The sequence below is a fragment of the Pelagibius sp. genome, from assembly GCF_028289705.1.
Lineage (GTDB): Bacteria > Pseudomonadota > Alphaproteobacteria > Kiloniellales > Kiloniellaceae > Pelagibius.
Genome location: NZ_JANQOI010000100.1, coordinates 22,341 through 43,394, shown reverse-complemented (window position 1 = coordinate 43,394; position 21,054 = coordinate 22,341). Strand labels below are relative to the sequence as shown.

The 21,054-nt window shown below is 66.0% G+C and carries 22 protein-coding genes; 17 read left to right on the top strand and 5 right to left on the bottom strand.

Features of this window, described 5'->3' with window-relative positions:
* Positions 1-64: 64 nt before the first annotated feature.
* Positions 65-964 (bottom strand): LysR family transcriptional regulator, encoded by a 900-nt coding sequence (locus Q0996_RS13470; protein ID WP_299620420.1) that lies wholly within the window; start codon positions 962-964, stop codon positions 65-67.
* Positions 965-1,067: 103 nt separating this feature from the next.
* Here Q0996_RS13470 and Q0996_RS13465 point away from each other — a divergent pair, with 103 nt between their 5' ends.
* From Q0996_RS13465 to Q0996_RS13455, 3 genes are all read left to right on the top strand, one after another.
* Positions 1,068-1,361: a DUF1330 domain-containing protein gene (locus Q0996_RS13465; protein ID WP_299620417.1), complete on the top strand. Its 294-nt coding sequence runs from the start codon at positions 1,068-1,070 to the stop codon at positions 1,359-1,361.
* Positions 1,362-1,468: 107 nt separating this feature from the next.
* A complete protein-coding gene (locus tag Q0996_RS13460) occupies positions 1,469-2,050 on the top strand; it encodes a TetR/AcrR family transcriptional regulator (RefSeq protein WP_299620414.1) in 582 nt (193 codons plus the stop codon).
* A gap of 106 nt (positions 2,051-2,156) precedes the next feature.
* Positions 2,157-2,681 carry a peroxiredoxin-like family protein gene (locus tag Q0996_RS13455; RefSeq protein WP_299620411.1) on the top strand — a complete coding sequence of 175 codons (525 nt, stop codon included), beginning with the start codon at positions 2,157-2,159 and terminating at the stop codon, positions 2,679-2,681.
* Positions 2,682-2,879: 198 nt separating this feature from the next.
* Here Q0996_RS13455 and Q0996_RS13450 read toward each other — a convergent pair whose 3' ends face one another.
* The gene (locus tag Q0996_RS13450; protein WP_299620408.1) at positions 2,880-3,950 is read right to left on the bottom strand and encodes a TRAP transporter substrate-binding protein; all 1,071 of its coding nucleotides are present in this window, start codon (positions 3,948-3,950) and stop codon (positions 2,880-2,882) included.
* 237 nt (positions 3,951-4,187) lie between these two features.
* Here Q0996_RS13450 and maiA point away from each other — a divergent pair, with 237 nt between their 5' ends.
* Both maiA and bfr read left to right on the top strand, forming a co-directional pair.
* Entirely contained in the window at positions 4,188-4,832 is a 645-nt protein-coding gene (maiA, locus tag Q0996_RS13445; protein ID WP_299620405.1) for a maleylacetoacetate isomerase, read from the top strand.
* 86 nt (positions 4,833-4,918) lie between these two features.
* The gene (bfr, locus tag Q0996_RS13440) at positions 4,919-5,401 is read left to right on the top strand and encodes a bacterioferritin (RefSeq protein WP_299620403.1); all 483 of its coding nucleotides are present in this window, start codon (positions 4,919-4,921) and stop codon (positions 5,399-5,401) included.
* 220 nt (positions 5,402-5,621) lie between these two features.
* On the opposite strand, the gene Q0996_RS13435 is transcribed toward bfr, so the two are convergent.
* The gene (locus tag Q0996_RS13435) at positions 5,622-5,852 is read right to left on the bottom strand and encodes a bacterioferritin-associated ferredoxin (RefSeq protein ID WP_299620400.1); all 231 of its coding nucleotides are present in this window, start codon (positions 5,850-5,852) and stop codon (positions 5,622-5,624) included.
* Between the two features lie 247 nt (positions 5,853-6,099).
* On the opposite strand from Q0996_RS13435, the gene Q0996_RS13430 reads away from it, so the two are divergent.
* The 5 genes from Q0996_RS13430 (at position 6,100) to Q0996_RS13410 (ending at position 11,894) form a co-directional block, all read left to right on the top strand.
* Positions 6,100-7,353: an imelysin family protein gene (locus Q0996_RS13430; protein WP_322096708.1), complete on the top strand. Its 1,254-nt coding sequence runs from the start codon at positions 6,100-6,102 to the stop codon at positions 7,351-7,353.
* A gap of 61 nt (positions 7,354-7,414) precedes the next feature.
* Entirely contained in the window at positions 7,415-8,923 is a 1,509-nt protein-coding gene (locus Q0996_RS13425; RefSeq protein ID WP_299620397.1) for a di-heme oxidoredictase family protein, read from the top strand.
* Between the two features lie 16 nt (positions 8,924-8,939).
* Entirely contained in the window at positions 8,940-10,043 is a 1,104-nt protein-coding gene (locus Q0996_RS13420) for an imelysin family protein (RefSeq protein ID WP_299620394.1), read from the top strand.
* Complete coding sequence (locus Q0996_RS13415) at positions 10,030-11,151, top strand: DUF1513 domain-containing protein (protein ID WP_299620391.1); 1,122 nt, start codon at positions 10,030-10,032, stop codon at positions 11,149-11,151. Before Q0996_RS13420 ends, Q0996_RS13415 begins: the two co-directional genes overlap by 14 nt.
* A gap of 83 nt (positions 11,152-11,234) precedes the next feature.
* On the top strand, positions 11,235-11,894 hold the full coding sequence (locus Q0996_RS13410) for a Fe2+-dependent dioxygenase (protein WP_299620388.1): 660 nt from the start codon (positions 11,235-11,237) through the stop codon (positions 11,892-11,894).
* A gap of 27 nt (positions 11,895-11,921) precedes the next feature.
* On the opposite strand, the gene Q0996_RS13405 is transcribed toward Q0996_RS13410, so the two are convergent.
* Both Q0996_RS13405 and Q0996_RS13400 read right to left on the bottom strand, forming a co-directional pair.
* Positions 11,922-12,674, bottom strand: a complete 753-nt coding sequence (locus Q0996_RS13405; protein ID WP_299620385.1) for an anti-sigma factor — start codon at positions 12,672-12,674, stop codon at positions 11,922-11,924.
* On the bottom strand, positions 12,671-13,237 hold the full coding sequence (locus Q0996_RS13400; RefSeq protein ID WP_299620383.1) for a sigma-70 family RNA polymerase sigma factor: 567 nt from the start codon (positions 13,235-13,237) through the stop codon (positions 12,671-12,673). Before Q0996_RS13400 ends, Q0996_RS13405 begins: the two co-directional genes overlap by 4 nt.
* A gap of 603 nt (positions 13,238-13,840) precedes the next feature.
* Between Q0996_RS13400 and Q0996_RS13395 the strand changes: the two genes are divergently transcribed.
* From Q0996_RS13395 to Q0996_RS13365, 7 genes are all read left to right on the top strand, one after another.
* Entirely contained in the window at positions 13,841-15,496 is a 1,656-nt protein-coding gene (locus tag Q0996_RS13395) for an ATP-binding protein (protein ID WP_299620380.1), read from the top strand.
* A 398-nt stretch (positions 15,497-15,894) separates the two neighbouring features.
* On the top strand, positions 15,895-16,341 hold the full coding sequence (locus Q0996_RS13390; RefSeq protein WP_299620377.1) for a helix-turn-helix domain-containing protein: 447 nt from the start codon (positions 15,895-15,897) through the stop codon (positions 16,339-16,341).
* A 224-nt stretch (positions 16,342-16,565) separates the two neighbouring features.
* Complete coding sequence (locus Q0996_RS13385; RefSeq protein WP_299620374.1) at positions 16,566-17,336, top strand: LuxR family transcriptional regulator; 771 nt, start codon at positions 16,566-16,568, stop codon at positions 17,334-17,336.
* Between the two features lie 145 nt (positions 17,337-17,481).
* A complete protein-coding gene (locus Q0996_RS13380) occupies positions 17,482-18,102 on the top strand; it encodes an acyl-homoserine-lactone synthase (protein ID WP_299620371.1) in 621 nt (206 codons plus the stop codon).
* A 38-nt stretch (positions 18,103-18,140) separates the two neighbouring features.
* Positions 18,141-18,401: a hypothetical protein gene (locus Q0996_RS13375; protein WP_299620368.1), complete on the top strand. Its 261-nt coding sequence runs from the start codon at positions 18,141-18,143 to the stop codon at positions 18,399-18,401.
* Positions 18,402-18,476: 75 nt separating this feature from the next.
* Entirely contained in the window at positions 18,477-19,877 is a 1,401-nt protein-coding gene (locus Q0996_RS13370; protein ID WP_299620365.1) for a cytochrome P450, read from the top strand.
* Between the two features lie 4 nt (positions 19,878-19,881).
* Positions 19,882-21,042 (top strand): MFS transporter, encoded by a 1,161-nt coding sequence (locus tag Q0996_RS13365; protein ID WP_299620362.1) that lies wholly within the window; start codon positions 19,882-19,884, stop codon positions 21,040-21,042.
* Positions 21,043-21,054 lie beyond the last annotated feature (12 nt).

Genomic DNA, 21,054 nt, shown 5'->3' with positions numbered 1-21,054 from the left:
AACGATCCTTGATCTTTATCAGTTGTAATCAAAACGATAAAGAGAATGTTCGATTGCAGCAGTGTCAGGCCTGGGGCAATTGGCCCATGAACAGCGGACGCATGGGCTTGATGGCCTCTGCCGCAAAGCGCATGAACAGGCGCACGCGCTCGACCTTCGCCAGATCCGGATGGGTGAGCACCCACTTGTCGGGATAGGGAACCAGGGGAAAGCCCGGCACGCGGCGCAGCTCCGGCTCGCTGTCGCCCTGGAAGCAGGGCAGGCGGCAGAGCCCGAGCCCCGCCCGCACGGCGGCCATGGCCGCCAGCTTGTCGTCCATGCAGACCGAAGTGCGCGCCTTGGGGAAGACGGCCGTCACCTCCGGGGGCGGGCGTTCCTGGTCGTTGCGGCCGATCCAGTCGATCGGCAGGTCGCCGGGGGCCTCGGCGATGGCCGCCGCACGGCGCTCCAGATAGCCGCGGGACGCATAGAGTGCGGCGCGTTGCTCACAGAGGCGCAGGCCGAAGAGGCTCTCGTCCGGTGCGTCGGTGGCGCGAAGGGCCACGTCCGCCTCCCGGCGGTGCAGGTTCAGAAGGTCGGTGGTGGCCAGCACCCGCACCTCGATCTCTGGGTAGGTCTCGCGAAAGCCGGCGAGTGCCTTGGCGAAGGGCCCCATGACGATCATCAGCGGCGCGGTCACCGTCACCACGCCACTGGGCCGGCGGTCCCGTGAGGCGACGGCCCGCCCGAAAAGAGCCGCGGAGCGCTCCATCTCTTCCGCTGCGATGAACGCGTCCTCACCGGCCGCCGTCGGGCGGTAGCCGGTGGGCAGGCGGTCGAACAGCCGGGCGCCCAGGCGCTCCTCCAGCGCCGTGATGCGGCGCGACACGGTGGAATGGTTCACACCAAGGGCTCGGGCCGCCCCGGTGACGCCGCCGCCACGGCACACCGCCAGCACGTAGCGCAGGTCGTCCCAATCGTGCATCCGTGCAGATTTGCACGAGAGTTGTGCAGCATTCAACAATTCTCGCACAGCCTTCCGGCACCCATATGCCGGTCATCGCAACCGCAGAAAGGACACCCAACCGATGACCACTTACGCTGTCGCCTACCTGAACGTTCAGGACAGAGAGACGTTCCAGGCCTACCGCGAGAAAGCTGGCGCGGCGCTGGCCAAGCACGGCGGCCGGATCGCCGCGGTGGCGCCCCAGCCGCTGCGCCTGGAAGGCTCCCTCGTCGCCCCGGACAGTCTGGTGCTGCTGGCCTTCGAGACCGCCGAGGGGGCCGAGCAGTGGCACGCCGATCCCAGCCTGGCGGAGACCCACAAGCTGCGCCGCGACGGCGCCGACGTCTCGATCTTCGTGATGAAGGAGGCGGCGTAGAGAGCGCGACGCGCGGGCGGTTGGACACGAGACCGTGACAACCGCCCGCCGCTTGACGGACGGGGCTTCATCGATTATAGAACGTTCGTTCAAAAATGGAGAAGGCGGTGGCACGGCCGCGCGAGTTCGAAGAGGAAGAGGTGGTGAAGGCGGCGCTGGCCGTCTTCTGGCGTCAGGGCTATCAGGCCACCTCGATCCAGGACCTTGTGGAGGCGACCGGGATCAACCGTGGGTCGCTCTACGACACCTTCGGCGACAAGCACGGCTTGTTTCTGGAGGTGGTCGCCTACTATCGCCGGCAGGTGACGGCCCGCCGTCTCGCCCTCCTGGAGGGGCCGGGTAGCGTGCGCGAGCGCTTGGCGCGGTTCTTCGACGAAGTGATCGAGTTCTCGGTTGGCGAGGGCCGCCTGCTGGGCTGCCTGATGACCAATGCCGCCGTCGAGCTGGCACCCCACGACCGGGATACCGCGCTGGCGGTGGCCGCCAACATGGGCGCCATGGAGAAGACTTTCCGCCGCCTGCTGACCGCGGCCCGGAAGGAGGGCGACCTCGCGCCGGAGAAGTCGCCGCGCGACCTGGCGCGCTTCCTGACGGCCACGGCCAACGGCCTTCGGGTCATGGCCAAGGTCTCCCCGGAGCGTGCGGCCCTGAAGAGCGTCGTGCGCATCGCCTTGCAGTCCCTGGACTGACAGTACCGTTGTTTGCTTGCCCTTATGCCAAGTAATTGAATGAGCGTTCTAAAATCCCCTTCAACACTGTCAAGAACCAACACAGCAAAGAAAAGGAGTTCCCTCGATGCTGAAGCCGCGCGAAGCCGCCCCCGAAATGTCCTTTCCTACCGTCGATGGCGGGACCTGGACCCTGTCGGAGCGCAAGCCGGAGAATCTCTCCATGGTGGTCGCCTATCGCGGCCTGCACTGCCCGGTCTGCCGCGGCTACTTGAAGGAGCTGAACGACCGCGCCGACGAGTTCGCCGAGCGCGGCGTGGAGCTGGTCGCCGTCAGCACCGACGGTGAGGAGCGGGCCCGCGCCGCCAAGGCCGACTGGGAATTGCCGAACCTCGCCATCGGCTACGACCTCGGCATCGACGACGCCCGCAGGATGGGACTCTACATCTCCACCAGCCGCGGCAAGACCTCCATCGGCATCGAGGAGCCGGCGAAGTTCAACGAGCCGGGCCTCTATCTGGTGAAGCCCGATGGCACCCTCTACTCCGCCTTCATCCAGACCACGCCCTTCGCGCGCCCGAAGTTCGAAGAGATCCTGAAGGCCATCGACTTCATCAACGCCAACAACTACCCCGCCCGCGGCGAGGCCTGAGGGACGCCTGAAGCAAAGCGCCCCCTCACCTTCCCGCTGACGCGGGCCCCTTCCTCTCCCGCCAGGGGAGAGGAGAAAGAAACTGAAGCCGCTTCGATCAAACCCTCTCCCCAGCGTGGGAGAGGGCTGCGCAGCCTTGGCGAGCCTGCGGCGAGCTTAGGCGGAGCTGGGTGAGGGGGCGTCCCGCGAAGCGGGACGCTACTCCGCGGCGTATTTGGCGATGAGGGCGCGGGCTTCTTCGAGGAGGGCCTTGCCGTCCTTGCCGGCCTTGTCCATCTCGGCGATCCAGGTATCGGCGACGCTGGCGGTGGCGGCCTGCCAGCGGGCCAGCTCTGCGCCCTCGATGGTGAAGAAGCTGTCGCCCAGCTTCGCTGCCGCCTCGCGGCCCGGCTGTTCCGCCTCGTCCCAGAGGCGGCCGATCTTCTTGGCCAGGGGAATGCCGGAGTTGTCGTCGATCACCTGGCGCAGGTCGGCGGGCAGAGACTCGTAGCGCGCCTTGTTCATGGCGAAGAGAAAGACCGCGGTATAGAGGCCGCGCTCGCCGCCGATCTCGGTGTGGCTCTGGGTCAGTTCGTGGACCTTCAGCGGGCGGGTCACCTCGTAGGGCAGGATGGTTCCCTCCACGACGCCGCGCGACAGCGCCTCGGGGACCGCCGGCACCGGCATGCCCACCGGTGTGGCGCCCAGGGTCTTGAGGGCGATGTTGGTCATCCGGGTCGGTGCGCGGACCTTCAGGCCCTTCAGATCTTCCAGGCTGCGCACCTCGCGCCCGCGCATGTGGAAGGTGCCCGGCGCGTGGACATGGACCATCAGGGGGTGGACGTCCGCGAACTCCTCTCGGGCATGCTTTTCGTAGAATGCGTGGGCGGCCTGGCTGGTGGCCTCGGCGGAGGCCGCCATGAAGGGCAGCTCGAAGACCTCCACCGTGGGAAAGCGCCCTGCCGTGTAGCCCGGCAGGGTCCAGACGATGTCGGCCACGCCCTCGCGCACCTGGTCATAGAGCTGCGGCGGTTTGCCGCCGAGCTGCATGGCGGGATAGATCTCGATCTTGATGCGGCCGTCGGACTCCGCCTCGACCGTCTCGGCCCAGGGGACGATGAAGTCCTTGTGGGTCGTCGAGGGCGGCGGCAGGAAGTGATGCACCCGCAGGGTGATCTCCTGAGCCACGGCGGGGGCAGTGGCGAGAGCCGCCCCGAAACCCGCCAGAACGCCGGCAACAAGGGCCATGGGCAGCGCCCGCCGCGCCCAGCCGTCAATGATCCTCAGCATCTTGAGACCTCCCTGTTCAGCCCCTTCCGTGGCGTTAGACTATCGCCTGTCCACGTGCCGTTCCGGCGGCTTTGCTCCGGCGGTATGGATGGGCGATCTTATGGACGCAACGGGCGAATGACAAACGTAGAACGGCGGTGCCATGGCCGGTGTGGAGGCAGTGTCGGGCGGGCCCCGCTCAGCTAGGCCCGAAGTCCTCAAGACGGTTTGTGGAGGGCGGGCGCAGAGAGGAGTCCCATGAAGCTGCACAACTACTTCCGAAGCTCCACCTCCTTCCGGGTGCGCATCGCCCTGGGTCTGAAGGGGCTGTCTTACGACTATGTCGCCTACCACCTGCGCAAGGGTGAGCAGCGCGACAAGGTCTACCTGGCGCTGAACGCCCAGGGCCTGGTCCCGACCCTGGAGACCGAGGCCGGCGACCGCCTCGCCCAATCGCTGGCCATTGTCGAATATCTGGAGGAGGTCTATCCCGACCCGCCGCTGCTGCCGGCGGAGCCTCTGGCCCGGGCGCGGGTGCGCGGGCTGGCCTATGCCATCGCCTGCGACCTGCACCCCCTCAACAATCTGCGGGTGCTCAAGTATCTGGTCGATCCGCTGGGCCACGACGCCGGTACCCAGGCGGACTGGTTCCGCCACTGGGTGGCGGTGGAGTTCGCGGCGATGGAACAGCGCCTGAGCGAGGAGCCGGAGACCGGGCGCTTCTGCCACGGCGACCGGCCTGGCCTGGCCGACCTCTGCCTGGTGCCTCAGGTGGTGAACGGACGGCGCTTCGACTGCGACATGACGCCCTATCCGACCATCATGCGCATCCATGAGGCCTGCATGGCGATTCCCGCCTTCGCCGAAGCGGCGCCGGAGCGCCAGCCGGACGCGGAGGGCTAATCACCGCGTTCGCTGGTCAAGGCAGAGGGCGGTCACTAGGATGGTGTTCTTAGTGAACGAGGAACGATTCGCGGAGAGATCAGCCGATGAAGGGCGACAAGACGGTCATCGAACACCTGAACCGGGTGCTCAAGAATGAGCTGACGGCCATCAACCAGTATTTCCTGCACTCGCGGATGCTGAAGGACTGGGGCCTTACGCGGCTCGGCGAGTACGAGTACCACGAGTCCATCGACGAGATGAAGCATGCCGACAAGCTGATCGAGCGCATCCTGTTCCTCGAAGGCCTGCCGAACCTCCAGGATCTGGGTAAGCTGCTGATCGGCGAGGACGTCAAGGAGATCCTGGAGTGCGACCTGAAGCTCGAGATGGCGGCAATCCCCGATCTGCGCGAGGCGATTGCCCATTGCGAGTCGGTCAGCGACTACGTCTCCCGGGAGATCTTCGTCGACATCCTCGAGTCAGAAGAAGAGCACGTGGATTGGCTGGAGACCAATCTCGGCCTCATCGACAAGATGGGCCTGCAGAATTTCGTGCAGCACCACAGCGGCCACGAAGAGAGCTCATAGGGATTTCTGCAAAGGGACGGCGGCCGGACCGAAGGGGAGGCTAAGGCCGTTCGGGCGGAAGCTCTCTCAGCTTATCAGGCTTTTCCCGGGACCTTTCGGCTGAGGCGATGGTCGCCCTGGTTTCCTTTGCAAAGCGCCGGCGGAAGAAGATCCACTCCAGCACCGCCGCAAGCTGGCCTTCGGGAAGATTTCGCCAGAGGTACATCGGGCGACCGGAGCGCTATTCCGCGGCGAGGAGCGTAGGCGGGCGCTGTGCGGGATCGTTCTCCGCGGCAGGGCGATCCGCATCGTCATGGACCGCGTCGACGATGCCCTGGGCATGGGGCAGGCAGGTCCCGCAGCAGGGGCCGTTGCCCAGCGTCAGATAGGCTTCGCGCGCGCAGCGGACCCCGCTTTCCGCCACTTCGCGGATTTCGCCGTCGCGATAGCCGTTACAGACACAAACGTACATCAGCTCCTCCTCCCCGCAATATGATGAGAATGATAATGATTGTCAATTGCGGATCTGCGTGTAAGATCGCCCTCTCACGCGGGATTTGAGGCGAAGCTTGGCCCGGGGGACCCTGTCATGGAGCGCTTTCCGGCCAGTCTACGCGAGTGAGACGCATTCGCGTCACGGCGACCGTTTTGCCTGCCATGCGGCGATGGAATCGACGAAGAGAGGGGATAGTCTGATGAACAGAATAGGAAAATTTACCTTGACCGCGTGCGTCGCTTTGCTGCCGGCGGCCGCGCTTGCGGATGGGCATGCAAACAAGCTGGCGGTGCTGGAGACCTACTCCGACATTGCCCATGCCGGCTATGAGGATTCCCTGATCACCGCGCGGACCTTGCAGCAGGCGGTCGATGCCCTGGTCGCCAATCCCAGCACCCAGACTCTCAAAGCGGCGCGGGCGGCCTGGATCGCCGCGCGGGTGCCCTATCAGCAGACGGAGGTCTATCGCTTCGGCAATGCCGTGGTCGACGACTGGGAGGGCAAGGTCAATGCCTGGCCGCTGGACGAGGGGCTGATCGACTACGTCGAGACCGCCAGCTACGGCAATGAGTCCGACGAGAACCCCATCTACACGGCCAACGTGGTCGCCAACACCTCGCTGAAGGTGAGCGGCTCCATGGTCGATGCCTCTTCCATCACCAAGACCCTGCTGTCGGAGGTGCTGCATGAGGCCGAGGAGGTCGAGGCCAACGTGGCCACCGGCTACCACGCCATCGAGTTCCTGCTCTGGGGCCAGGATCTGAACGGCACCGGCCCGGGCGCCGGCGACCGTCCGGCCAGCGACTTCGATACGGCGAACTGCACCAACGGCAACTGCGACCGCCGGGCCGAGTACCTGAAGGCGGCCACCGATCTGTTGATCGACGACCTGGAGGAGATGGTGGCGCTCTGGGCGGACAACGGGCCGGCGCGTAAGGGCCTCTTGACCGGCAATGCCAATGCCGGCCTCACCACCGTGCTCACCGGCATGGGCTCGCTCTCCTACGGCGAGCTGGCCGGCGAACGGATCAAGCTCGGGCTCATGCTCCACGATCCCGAGGAGGAGCATGACTGCTTCAGCGACAACACCCACTACTCCCACTTCTACAATCAGGTGGGCATCATCAACGTCTATCTCGGCCGCTATAAGCGGGTCGACGGCAGCCTGGTGACGGGGCCCAGCCTCTCCGAACTGGTGGCCGCGACGGATGCCGCGGTGGACGCGGAGATGAAGGAAAGGCTGGGGGCCAGCCGGGTCGCGATGCAGGCCATGGTGGACCGCGCCAAGTCTGTCGAGGCCTACGATCAGATGATCAGTGAAGGCAATGACGCGGGTAACGCGGTGATCGAAACCGTGGTGCAGTCCCTGACCACGCAGACCAAGTCCATCGAGCGGGCGGTCGCCTCTCTGGGCTTGAGTCAGATCGCCTTCGAGGGCTCCGACAGCCTCGACAATCCGCAGGCGGTGTTCCAGTAAGCCACAGAGAAAGGCCGCCGCCGGGCTGGGGTAGGGACGGCGGCGGCTGAGGATTCCAACGATGATCAGACGTGCCCTATCCCTGTTTTCCTGTTTTTTTGTTGTGTTCGGTTCTGCGGCTTCGCTTGCCGGCCCGACGCCTGAAGAGGCCGCGCGCATCGCTGAGGTGACGCGGCCCACCGAGGACTTCAGCCGTGCCGAGCCCTTCGAGTTGCTTCCGGCCGGCGCGGCCACCTCCAAGAAGCGCAGCCTGGACTCCAACGCCTTTTCCCAGAGTTCGGGCAACATGACCTTCGAGCGGGAGCTGGATTTCAAACTCGGCAATGCCCTCTTCCGCCGGCTCTGGGTGTCGTCGCCGGCCTCGACGGACTCCGCCGATGGCCTGGGGCCTCTGTTCAACGCCCGCTCCTGCCAGCGCTGCCACCTGAAGGACGGCCGCGGCCACCCGCCGGTGGCCAACTGGCCGGGCGATTCAGCGGTCTCGATGTTCCTGCGCCTCAGCATCCCCCCCCAGACCGAGGCGGATCGGGCGGCACTGGCAAGCCACCGCCAGAACGTCATTCCCGAACCGACCTACGGCGGCCAGCTCCAGGACCTGGCGATCCAGGGCCATGCGGCGGAAGGCAAGATGCACATCCGCTACGAGGAGCAGGAGATCATTCTGGGGGACGGCACCGCGGTGAGTCTGCGCAAGCCGCACTACAGCGTCACCGATCTGGGCTATGGACCGCTGCACCCCGACGTTCTGCTGTCGCCCCGGGTGGCGCCGCCGATGATCGGGCTTGGCCTTCTGGAAGCCATCGCCGAGGACGACATCGTCGCCTGGGCCGACCCCGACGACCGTGACGGCGACGGCATCTCCGGGCGCATCAGCCGGGTCTGGGACAAGGAGCGCGAGGCGGTCGCCCTCGGCCGTTTCGGCTGGAAGGCGGGCGAACCCAGCCTGCTGCAGCAAGGCACCCATGCCATCAACGGTGACATCGGCCTCTCTGCGCCCCTGGCCCCGGCGCCCGCCGGCGACTGCACGCTGCGCCAGGAGGCCTGCATCGAGGCGCCCCACGGAAACAGTCCGCGACACGACGACCTGGAAGCCTCGGCGGAGATGATGCGCCTCATCACCTTCTACAGCCGCAATCTGGCAGTGCCGGCGCGGCGCAACCCCGAGGATCCGCAGGTCCTGGAGGGCAAGAGGCTGTTCTACGAGAGCGGCTGCATCGCCTGCCACAGGCCGAAGTTCGTCACCCGGCGCGACAGCCTGGGGGCCGAGCAGTCCTTCCAACTGATCTGGCCCTACAGCGACCTCCTGCTGCATGACATGGGCGAGGGGCTGGCCGACGGCCGCCCGGAGGGACGGGCCAGCGGACGCGAGTGGCGCACGCCGCCGCTCTGGGGGATCGGTCTGACGGAGACGGTCAACGGCCACAGCCAATTCCTGCATGACGGCCGCGCCCGCAACCTGCTGGAGGCGATCCTCTGGCACGGCGGGGAAGCCGAGGCGGCAATGGAGCAAGTGAAAGCCATGCCGCGCGACCAGCGGGAAGCCCTCCTGGCGTTCCTGAACTCGCTCTAGGCGGAAAGGGAGAGCCATGAAAGCGAAGGTCGTAGGGATCGGTCTTGGACTTCTGGCCTGCGCGGTGCTTGTTTGCGGGCAGGGCACGCCGGCCTCCGCGGCCCCGTCCATGGAGGACTTTGCGACGCTCAACGACGGGGCTGTAGATGCCCATCTTGTGCCGCGCTATGCGGCCTTTGCCGCTGCCGGCGAAGGCCTGGATGAAGCGCTGCGCCGAGACTGTGCCGATGGCGCCCTCAACGACCCGGCGAGCCGCGAGGCCTATCACGGGATGACGGACGGCTGGATGGCGGTTCAGCATTTGCGGTTCGGGCCCAGCGAACTCTTCCTGCGCGCCGACCGCGTGCAGTTCTGGCCGGACAAGCGCGGCAGGACCGGCCGGCATCTCGGCCGGCTGCTGTCCGAAGCCGATCCGGCGGTCTTGGAGCCGGACCGATTTGCCAAGGGCTCGGTGGCCGTCCAGGGACTGCCGGCGCTGGAGCGTCTGCTCTTCGCGCTGCCGATGGGCAGCGATCCCGCCTTCGCCTGTCAGGTCGCCCTGCGTATCGGTGCCAACCTCAAGGACATCGCCGGCGGCCTGCTGGCCGATTGGCGCGACGGCCCTTCCGCCTATGCCGCGGTATTGCGGGTGCCTCCCGGGGGCAATGCGCACTACCTCGATGCCAAGGAAGCGTCGCTGGAACTGGTGAAGGCCCTGCGCTCGGCGCTGTTGCTGGTGGCGGACTTCAAGCTCGACCGGCCGCTGGGGAAATCCCAGAAAGCCGCAAAGCCCAAACGCGCCGAGTCCTGGCGCAGCGCCCGCTCCCTGCGCAACGTTAGGATCAACCTCGCAGCGGCCGAGGCGCTCTATGCGGGCGGCTCCGGCGGCATCGCTGCGCTCGTCCGAGGTCAGCCGGGCGGTTCCGAAATCGACGCGCGGATGGTGGCCGGGTTCGAGCGGGCGGAGGAAAAACTCACAGCCTTGCCGGAGTCTCTCATGGCGGCTTTGGACCAGCCGGACGGCTGGCAGCGGCTCGACGCGCTGCGGCAGGAGGTGCGCGGCCTCCTGGACCTGGTGAGCGGTCCAATGTCGCAAGCCCTCGATCTGCCGCTGGGGTTCAACAGCTTTGACGGGGATTGACCGCCGCAGCCTGCTGCGCGCGGCCCTGGGGCTGCCGCTCATCCCGCGGGCGGCTTTTGCCAACGCCGATGCGGGGCCGTCCAGGCCCGCGTTCATCGGCGCCGGTGGCGACCGCGACGGCGGCTACTTCGCGCGCATCGTCGATGCCCGGGGGCGCGACTGTGCGCGTCTGCCGCTGAGCGCCCGCGGCCACGGCGCGGCTTGGCGTCCAGGATCCGGGGAGCTTGTGATTCTGGCGCGCCGGCCCGGCCGCTTCGCGCTGGTGGTGGATGCGGCAGAAGGCGCAGTCACCCGACGCATCGCGGCGCTGCCGTCCCGCCACTTCTACGGCCACGGGGTGTTCAGCCGGGACGGGCGTTGGCTCTTTGCCAGCGAGAACGATTTCGCCGCGGGCCGCGGGGTCATCGGGGTCTACGATGCGGCGTCGGGCTATCGGCGCGCGGGGGAGTTGCCATCCCATGGCGTGGGTCCGCATGAATTGACCCTGCTGGCGGATGGACGGCAGCTTGTCGTCGCGAATGGCGGCATCCGCACCCACCCTGAGAGCGGGCGGCGCAAGCTGAACCTCGACAGCATGGCGCCCAACCTCGCCTACATCGATAGCCACGGCGGCGCGCTGCTGCATCGCCACGCGTTGCCGGCCGAATTCCACAAGCTTTCGATCCGTCATCTGGCGGTCGCTGCCGACGGCCTTGTCTGTCTCGCCTTGCAGAACGAAGGTCCGCGCGACCGGCTGGTGCCGCTGGTCGGCTTCCAGCGGGGCGAGGGGGAAATCGCGCTGGCCGCGCCATCCCAAGAGGTTCTGAGGCGCATGCGCCACTACTGCGGCAGTGCCGCCGTGGACGGCAGTGGCGCCTACCTGGCGGTCTCGGCCCCGCGGGGCGGCCTGGTCACCGTCTGGTCGACGGCGGAACAGCGCCACCTCTCGTCCCTTGCGGTCGCGGACGGTTGCGGCCTGGCGCCCGCCGGTGGTACCGGGCGCTTTCTCATTTCCAGCGGCCGCGGTCAGCTCTTGATCCACGATGTGCGACGCGGCGCGACCCTGACCCTGCGGGACGATGGCGCCGAGGGCCTTGCCTGGGACAATCACCTGACGGCGCTTCGGTAAATCGAGGCGGGGCTGCCTCGTGCCTGATCATGCCTGGGCCGGAGGGTTCGGGGCATGCTATAGCTCTCGCCATGATTCTGACCGTGGATAACCTTCTGGCGGGCGAGCGGCTCGCCCAACTGAAGGGCCTGCTCGATGACGTCGAGTTCATCGACGGGCGCAAGACCGCCGGCTGGCACGCCAAGCTGGTGAAGGCCAACGAGCAGTCCGACGGCCGGAACCCCAAAACGCAGGAGGCCCGCAAGCTGGTGCTGGAGGCGCTGCAGGCAAATGCCACCGTTGCCCTGGCAGTGATGCCCAGCCATTTCCGCCCGATCCTGTTCAGCCGCTACCGCGAGGGCATGTCCTACGGCGCCCACATCGACGACGCCATCATGGGGCGCGGGCAATTGGCGCGCAGCGACGTTTCGATGACCCTGTTCCTGAACGCGCCGGAGGACTATGACGGCGGCGAGCTGGTGATGGCGATGGGCGGCAGCGAGTTGACCTACAAGCTGCCCGCTGGCTCGGCGGTCTTCTATCCCTCCACCACCCTGCACCGGGTGGCGGAGGTCACCCGGGGACGGCGCGACGTGGCGGTGACCTGGATTCAGAGCATCGTCCGCTCCGCCGAGCAGCGCGAGGTCCTTTACGACATCGACCGGGTCCGGCGCGGCCTGTTTCAGGAAAAGGGCAAGACCCAGGAGTTCGATCTCCTGAGCAAGACCCACGCCAACCTGATGCGGCTCTGGTCGGACGTGTAGCGACGCCCGGCGTTCCGCGCGCCGTGCTCAGGTGTCGCTGGCCTCCCAGAGATTAATGCAGGGTCCCGAGAAAAGAACCGGGCCGGTTGGCGCTGCCGGCGCCGCGCCGCTGGCTTCCAGGGTCACCACCAGCGACTCCGAGGTCTTGACCGCGTCCCACCCGGCCTGGTCCAGCGGGATGGTCGGGCTGTCGCCGCCGGCCACCTGCAGCAGCGGGCGGGTGGTTCCCTTGCCGCGCTCGACCGCCCAGATCTGGAAGGCCTTGCCCTCGTAGGCACTCAGGCTGCGCAGCGGCTTCACCGAAAGCCGCCAGGGGCCCTTGTAGGCCGTGACGACCAGCACCGGTTCTTCGCCATCGTCTGCCAGGACGGCGACATAGCTGGGCAGGACCTGCTGTGGCGCGGTTTCCGCCACCTGCGGTGCCGGGCCCGGCTGGGAAAGGATGAAGCCGGCATAGCCGCCGACCAGGACGACGAGGACCGCCGCGGCGGCGCCGAAGGGCCGCCAGAACGCGAGACTGTGCCAGAAGCTCGAGCGTTCGCTTTCATTCTGCGGATTGATGCGCTGCCTGAGTGCGCGCAGGACGCGGGCAGGGGGTTCGCGTGGCGGTGTTTCCTCGGCCAGCGAGGTCAGGCGGTCCTCCCAGGCCTCGACCCGCCGGCGCAGAGCGGGGCGCGTGCGCATCAGCGCTTCGAAGCGCCGCCTGGCCGGACCCTGCAAGGCGCCGACGACATATTCGCCGGCCAGCGCTTCCTGCAGTTCTGGGTCGTCGTACCTCATTGGTCCAAGCACTCCCTGACCTTGATCAAGCCCCTGCGGATCCAGGTCTTCACGGTCCCGACCGGACGCTCGATCCGGGCCGCGACCTCGCTCGGCGTATAGCCCTGATGGTAGGAGAGCAGGATGCAGTCGCGCTGCTCTTCGCTCAGCCCGGAAAGACAGGCCATCAGGCGCTGCAATTCCTGGCTGGTCTCGGCCATCGCTGCCGGGTTGTCGCCGCTCATGCGCGCGTCCTTTTCAGGACTCCACTCCTCTTCAGCGGCGCGATAGTCGGCTTTCCTCAGGAGATCCAGCGACTGGTTGCGTACGACATTGATCATCCAGGTCATCGGCCGCCCCCGACCCGGATTGTAGCTGTCCGCATAGCGCCAGATCTTCATGTAGGCCTCTTGCAGAGCCTCCTCCGCCCAGGCCTCACGTTTCAATATACGAAAGGCAACACCAAAGAGTTTCGCCGCCGTGGCCTCGTAGAGTTCGGCGAAGGCGGATTGGTCTCCCAGGCTGCATCGAGACAGCAGAAGATCGAGCCTTTCGGAAGAATCCTGAATCGCCGTAGGCTTCATAAACGAACCTTACAGAGTCAGTTCACGCGGGCCTCAACGAAGCGCCTCCGTCATCCGACGCCGGGCCGCTCCGGTTCGAAGCCCGGGCGGTACGGCAGCAAAAGGGTCTCGCCGAAATGGCGGGAACGTGGTTGGACGACGGTGATGCTCGGGATGCTGCGTTGGCCAGAGTGTACCATTTGCGCGGCGACGTCGATGCGGACCTTATACCAATCGGCGCCCGGCGTTCCACTGCCATTCCCGCAAGGCTGCTTCGCGGCAACGTTCTCCCGGCGGTTGTTTGGTTCAGGTCCGGCCGAAGACGGCGCCGCTGTGCGGATCAAAAACGCGAGACCTCACGCAAAGGGAGAGTTTGAACTCAAGTTTCGCGTAATTTGAGATTGAGTCTACGAATCTCGATACTAGTCGAAGGATTTTGCCGCATTGCGGGTATTCTGGGTGCAATTTCGCGATTGACGTGCTGTGTCGTTCACAATTTAGCAACTATAGTGGCGCCACTTAGACGGAAAGGTGGTATGGACTGAGCGAATCGAGGGGGCTACCCAGTCGGGGGCGCTCCTGAGGCCGGCGGAGGGGATTCGGCGGCGTGACGGCAAGCGGCGAATGACGGCAACCACAAGCGCGGACAATCGGACACTGCGCGTCGACAAGACGCGCCGCCTGGTGGCGCATCGGCGCCGCGGCCTGCTGTTGCCGATCCTGATGCTGGTGATCCTGACGCTGGTGGCCATGGTGGCGGTGCTCTATTGGAGCGCCGACGCCCTCAACCGCCGCCAGGCCGAGACCGAGGTGATGCTTGTCACCTCGACCCTCGAAGCCCGGCGCGCTGCTTTTCGCACCCTGGTGATCGACTATGCCTGGTGGGACGAGGTCATCTATGTCCTCGATCAGGAGCTTGACGAGCGCTGGGCCAGTGAAGAGCTGGGCGCCTATCTGCTGGAGGCCTTTGGCATCCGCTGCCTCTGGGTGGTTGGCCCCGACAACGAAACCAAGATCGCCTTCGTCGACGGCAGGCCGACCGATGTGCCGATTTTCGATCGGCTGCCGCCCAACGTTTCCACGCTGCTCGACGCGGCCCGCCAGGGCCGGACCATCGACGCGGTCCCGGAGGCCGGGTTCATCTCCTTGAACGGTCAGTTGGAGGTGATCGCCGCCAGCATCGTCGCCCCCTTCGAGCAGGTGGGAGATCCGCCGGCCCCTGAGGACGCTTCGGTCGTCGTCTTCACCCGCCCTCTGGCCAACGACTTCTTCGCCGCCTCAAGCCTCGGCAGCCTGCTGGAGATGCCCAAGTTCGTCGATTCGCCACCCGACCCTGGTCTTGCCGGTCATCAGGTTATGGGGCTCGACGGAGTCCCCGTCGGCCATGTGGTCTGGCAGGAACGGCGGCCGGGTGACGATCTGCTGTGGCGCGGCGCGCCACTGCTGATCCTGGCCTTGCTGATCCTGCTCGTGCTGATGGTGCTCACGATCCGCAGGGTCGATGCACTGGTCGTCCACGAAGGGCGCCTGGCCCTGTCCCTCGACCACGAACGCCAGCGGCGCGAGGACAAGTCACGCTTCGTCTCGATGGTCTCTCATGAGTTCAGGACGCCGCTGCAGGCGATCAGGTCGGCGGCGGACATGCTGGAGCGCCGCGGCGAGAAACTCAGCCAGGCGGAGTGGCGCGAGGAAACCGAGACCATTCGCGAGGGCGTGTCCGCGCTTTCGAACCTTGTGGACGATGTGCTCCTGGTTGGCCGCGTCGATGCACCGGGCAAGACCCGCGAGGGCGAGGCGGTCAATCTGGCCGACCTCTGCTCCGCGGTCTGGCGGGAGGCATCCCTGGCGCTGCGCGCCCGCCAGACCCTGAAGCTGAGCGACCGAATTGCCCTGCCGGCGGAGGGATGCCAGCCGGTGATGCTCCACACGATCCTGTCCAATCTCTTTCAGAATGCGATCAAGTATTCGCAAGGCGCCCCAAGTGTTGAAGTCGAGCTGTCGCTGGTCGAGGACAGCTACCAGATTTCGGTGCGCGATTTCGGCCCCGGGATTCCCAAAGAGATGCGCGAAGCGGTCTTTGAGCCCTATTGGCGCGGGGCGTCTACGGTCGCCGTCCAGGGCGCCGGCCTGGGTATGTCGGTGGCCCGCTCCGCTGCCCGCTCCATGAACGGCGATATCACCATCGAGGACGACGACCTTCAGGTCGGAACCCGCTTCGTTCTGCGCTGGCCCACCCCGGCGAAGGTGTTGCGGGTGGTCTCTCCGCCGATCGGTGACTGACGGCGCGCGCGTTCACCTGTCCGATAAGCGCGCGTGTCCTGTTGGCCGGGCCCTGCCGCACTCTCCTTCCCGCATCGATAATCCGCCTGCGGACGGCAGCCACGACCGCCGCCCCAGGCCCCACTTTCACCTCCTGTGGCGGCGGCGTTTCCAGGGCGAATACAACCGCTACTCGCTTTAAGGTTGTCTAAGTGAAATAAATTGACGGAATAGTATAAGTTTCCACTATTACTTACAGAATCAGTCGGTTAACCCGCGTTTGTCGATAGTTCCACATATATGCAAACCTAGAGACAAATTTTTACCATCTTTGCGAGAGATTTTCCTTTGTCGTTTCCCCCGGCTATCGAATATAATCATCGCGGGGTCACGGAATCACTGAATAGTAGGGTGAAATGATGCTTGCTCATCAACCAGCGGGGAAAGCCAGACAGGCACATCCCGTTGACGTTCATGTCGGCGGACGCGTTAGGCTTCGGCGTGTATTTCTAGGGTATTCTCAAGAGAAGCTTGCCAACGCGCTCGGCCTGACATTTCAGCAGATTCAAAAGTACGAACGCGGTGCGAACCGGATTTCTGCGAGCAAGCTCTACGAGCTTTCGCGCATCCTGAATGTGCCCGTTACCTATTTCTTCGAGGGCGTGGAGTCCGAGAGTGAGGCCTCGTCCTCCGGCGCAGATGCCGGCAACGGTGCGGGCGCCCACATTCATTCCTCCGACCCCGATTTCACCAACCAGCGCGAGACGCTGCAACTCATCAGTTCATACTATAGAATTCCTGACTCCAAGGTGCGGGCGGAAGTGCTATCCTTGCTGAAGACCTTGGGCCGCGCGTCCGACGGGTAGACGGCGGTTGGCCAGATGGAGGGCTAGGGGGAGCTGGCAAGAGCGGTAGGATACACCGAACTGCATCCGCGGGTGAGCCGTCTTCGGGCACTTCCTCACCGCGGTACCCCTCCTTTTGATTTCGTCGGACCTGCTCCCTCCGACGGATCTTTCTTCGATGACAGACCGGGCCGCAGCCTGACCGCTGCCACAGGGAGGGTTGCCCTGCGGCGGCCCTACTTCTCGTGAATCCGCTGGTCGAACGCTATGTCGATGCCCTTGCCGGCGTCGGCAGCATTTCCGAGATCGGTGCCGGCCTGCAGGACACCTTGGAAAACCTTGGGTTCGACCAGTATTCATACGTTCATGTGCGCCCGCCCCTGGGCAAGCGCATCCGCTCTTTCGTGCCTCAGTCCTCCCCCGACGGCCAGGTCGTTCATGAGTTCTTGGCGAGCTATCCGGACGACTGGGTCGAGCACTATCTCTCGCGCGGTTACGGCGACGTGGATCCCACCTTCCAGGCGGCGACCGCGACGATCCTGCCGTTCACCTGGCGGGATGTCAGCACCCGCAACGATCTGAGCAACGGCCAGCGGAAGGTCTTCAACGAGGCCGGCGATTTCGGTCTGACCAAGGGTGCGACCATTCCGATCCACGGGCCTGAAAGCGGCCTTTCCACCCTCAACGTCTCGACCAGCGGCACCCAGGCCGAATTCGAAGACGCCTACCAGAAGAGCTGCCAGGACTTGACCTGGATCGCGGCCCAGACACACGAGGCCTTCCTGCGCCTCTCCCACGATGTTCCGCTGGAAGAGCGGGTGCGGCTGACCGACCGCGAGCGCGACTGCCTGCGGTGGACCGCCCGCGGCAAGACCGCCTGGGAAGTTGGCCAGATCCTGGCGATTTCCGAGGAAACGGTGCTCTTTCACCTCAAGAACACCATGCGCAAGCTCGGGGTCTTCTCCAAGCATCACGCGGTGGTCAAAGCGATCCTGCTGGGTCACATTATCCCCTAGTTCCCTGAAAAATTTGAAGTTTTTACACTGACGACGATGCCGTCGCCGGCGTCGTCCGGCCGTGGCCCCCCAGTTCTGGGGGGCTGTCAGGCAGCCCCTTCCGCAGTCCAATCGCCGGTAGATCGGATTGCGAGAGGGTCGGCCTGTGATCGACGTCGTTACCCCAGATCTCTATGCGGAGTACGCCGGGGCGCTGAGCCAGATGTTTCGCCAGCGCTGCCGCGTGTTCCGGCAGAGGTTGGGGTGGGACGTGGCGGTTTCGGACGGCGAAGAGCGGGACTCCTTCGACAATCTCTACCCGATTTACCTCTTGGCCATGGATCCGGAGGAGCGGGTGCTCGGCAGCTGGCGATTCTTGCCGACCACCGGCCCCTACATGCTGCGGGACGTTTTCCCGGAGCTTCTGGAAGGTGAGAGGGCCCCCTACCACCCCTTGATCTGGGAAGGCAGCCGCTTCGCGGTCGAGGGTAGGGGAAACCGGGGGCGGGTGAGCAGCGAGCTGCTCTGCGCGGTGACCGAAACCTGCATCGCCATGGGCATCCGCGAGCTGATCACCGTCTACGACGCCCGCATGGAGCGGCTACTGCCGCGCCTCGGCTGTCCCCCGAAGCAACAGACGTGCCCCGTGTGCATCGACGGCGAAATCGCCTTCGCCGGGCACTTCGACATGAACCACGCAACCCTGGCCAGCCTGCGGTCCACCGCCGGCATTCAGGGATCCGTCATTCGCAATGCCTTCTTTCTGGATCAGCCGGCAGTCGCCTAGGCCGGGAAGAGGCAGATCACATCAACGAGGAGAAAGTTATGAGCGAAGAGAAAAAGCCGATCGAGTTGAAGCTTTGCGACCCCCTGCAGGACGCCGAGGCCATCAAGCGCTGCCTGGACTACCTGCGAATCGAAGCCAAGCGCACCGGGCTTTCGTTCGCCGCGCATCTGATCGGCGTTGCCGCCGAGGCCGTGTCGGACTCGATCGCCCTGACCGAGAAGTCGGTGGCCCAGGTCGAACAAAAGGGCTCGGCCCGGCTTTCTGGCGTCGCCGAAGTGCCGATGCAACAGCGCCACTAGGCTGCCGGCCGCCCGTGGCTTGATCCGGCAGGCCACGGGCCGGGAAACACTGCCACTGGAACGGAGGGGGAAGCCATGAGTCTGGCTGTCCAAGAGTTTTCTACGCTCGACCATCTGCAAGGCGGCGAGCGGCCGCCGGAACTCAAAGGCTGGCCCCTGGTCGGGGTGTTGCCGGCATTGCGCCGCGACCCCTTGCGCTTCTTCACCCGTGTCGCGCGGCAGCACGGCGGTGCCGTGACCCTGCGGTTCGGGCCGGACCGGGTGGTCATGCTGAACGATCCGGCAATGATCCGCCACGTTCTGCAGGACAACCGGCTGAACTACGAGAAGAGCAAGTTCTACGACATGATGCGCTCGGTGCTGGGCGAAGGCATCTTCCTCGCCGAGGGCGACGACTGGCTGCATCAGCGCAAGACCGCCGCGCGCGGGTTCCAGGGCTGCCAACTGCGGCGCATGACCGAGGCCATGCAGACGGCGGTCGACGAGATGCTGGCGCGCTGGCGGAAGCAGGCGGCGGTGGAGGCACCGCTCGATGTGGTGCCGGAGATGATGCGCCTGACCCTGGACATCGTCATGCGCACGCTCTTTTCGGTGCATCTGCAGGGCGAGCACGAACAGGTCTATGTTGCCATGACCCGGGTCCTGCGCGATGCCGAGAGGCGGATCTGGTCCCCCTTCGTCCTGCCGCGCTGGCTGCCGACGGCCAACAACCGCGCCGTAAAGGACGCTCTGGCGAGCCTCGACGACTTCGTCTACGGCCTCATCGCCCGGCGCCGCGCCGCCGCCCGGTCTGCCGAGCATGATCCAGAGTCGGAGGGCGATCTTCTCGACCTGATGATGGCCAATCAGAACGGCCGTTCGGACAAGGCGCTCCGAGATCAGGTGCTGTCGATGATCCTCGCCGGGCACGAAACGACGGCCAACGGACTGGCCTGGACCTGGTACCTCCTGTCGCTGCACCCGGAATCGCGCCGGCGCGTGAAGGCGGAGGTGGAAAGCGTTCTGGGCGGCCGCGCGCCCGATTTCGCCGATCTGTCGAAGCTGACCTATACGCGCTGCGTGCTCGACGAAGCGCTGCGGCTCTATCCCCCCTTGTGGACCTTTTCGCGCACGGCGGTGGCCGATGACCGCATCGGCGAGCTGGATATCCCCGCTGGCACCAACGTCATGATGAACATGTTTGCCGTGCATCGCCGCCCGGAACTCTGGGACAACCCGGAAGGTTTCGATCCGGGCCGCTTCGATCCCGAGACCGGTGACCCGCGCCGGCGCTTCGCCTACTTCCCCTTCAGCGACGGACCGCGGAGCTGTCTGGGCGAGCGCTTCGCGATCCTCGAATCGCTGATCGCCATGGTCGGCATCGTGCAGAACTTCGATCTCCATCTGCTGTCCGGCCAGGAGGTCAAGCCGGAACCGATGATCACACTGCGCCCCAGCGGGCTGACGATGCAGCTCGTGCCGCTGCGCGAAAGCTGAGACCATGGCCGGAGCGGTCGTCGTTACCCTGGTCTATCTGATCGGTCTTGGGATCGTTTATCCAGCCTTGCCGTTCCAGGCCCTGGCCCTGGGCGCCAGTCCCATCCAGGTGTCGCTGATCCTGGTCACCGACACGGCCATGGTGCTGCTGCTGGCCCCGGCGCTGGGACGGCTCAGCGACCGCTTCGGCCGCCGCGGCGTCACCTGCCTGGCGCTTGCCACGGCGCCCTTCGCCTATCTGATGCTGGCCTATGCCGACTCGCTTCTCTGGCTCTTCGCCGCGCGCGCGCTGGCCGGTGTCAGCAACGCGGCGATCCCGGTCATCCAGGCGCTGATGGCGGACTCGACCTGCGACCGGCGCCGTGTCTGGGGCATGGCCAATGTCAATTCGGCCTTTGCCATCGCCTTCATCATCGGCCCGCTGCTGGGGCGCGAGTGGCTGCTGGGGCCGGAGGGCACGGACTATCGGGCCGGGGCCCTGGGCGCGGCCGGCTTTGCCGTCCTCGCGGTGATCCTGGCCGCCGCCCTGTTGCGGGAGGCCCGGCGCCCGGCGCCTGTCCAAAGGCTGGTGGTCCACGATCCCGCCAGCGTCATTGCTGCGCCGCTCTGCCTGGGCCCCATCGCGGTGATGGCGGTCTTGGCCTTTGCCTATGCGTCCATGGAGACCACGCTGGGGCTCTGGTCGGCGCGGATCCTCGCCTGGGGGGCGGCGGACGTGGCGCTGGCCTTCATGTGCGCGGGCATCGCGGCGCTGTTCAGCCTCTGGGTCCTCATCCCTGTGCTCTGCCACCGCCTCGGCGAAGAGGTGGTGGCGGCCGGGGCGGCCCTTTCCATGGGGCTCGGCATGTCGCTCTTCGTCGTCTGGCCGAGCGACCTGGCCATCGCCATCGCCCTGATGCTGCTGGGTGGCGGCATCGCCACGAGCCTTTCCTGCCTGCAGGCGCTGCTCTCGAAGGCGGCCCCGCCGTCCATTCAGGGGACGGCCATGGGGCTGAACCATGCCGTGCTGAGCGCCGCACGGATCGTGGGTCCGGTCTGGGGCGGCTTCGCCCTCGGCAGCCTGGGCAGCGGCTGGCCTTACCTCTCCGGCGCCGCCCTGGCGCTGATGGCCCTGCTGATGACGATCTGGATCTACCGCCCCCGGCCACAGACGGCCGGGCGATGACGTTCTGATCAA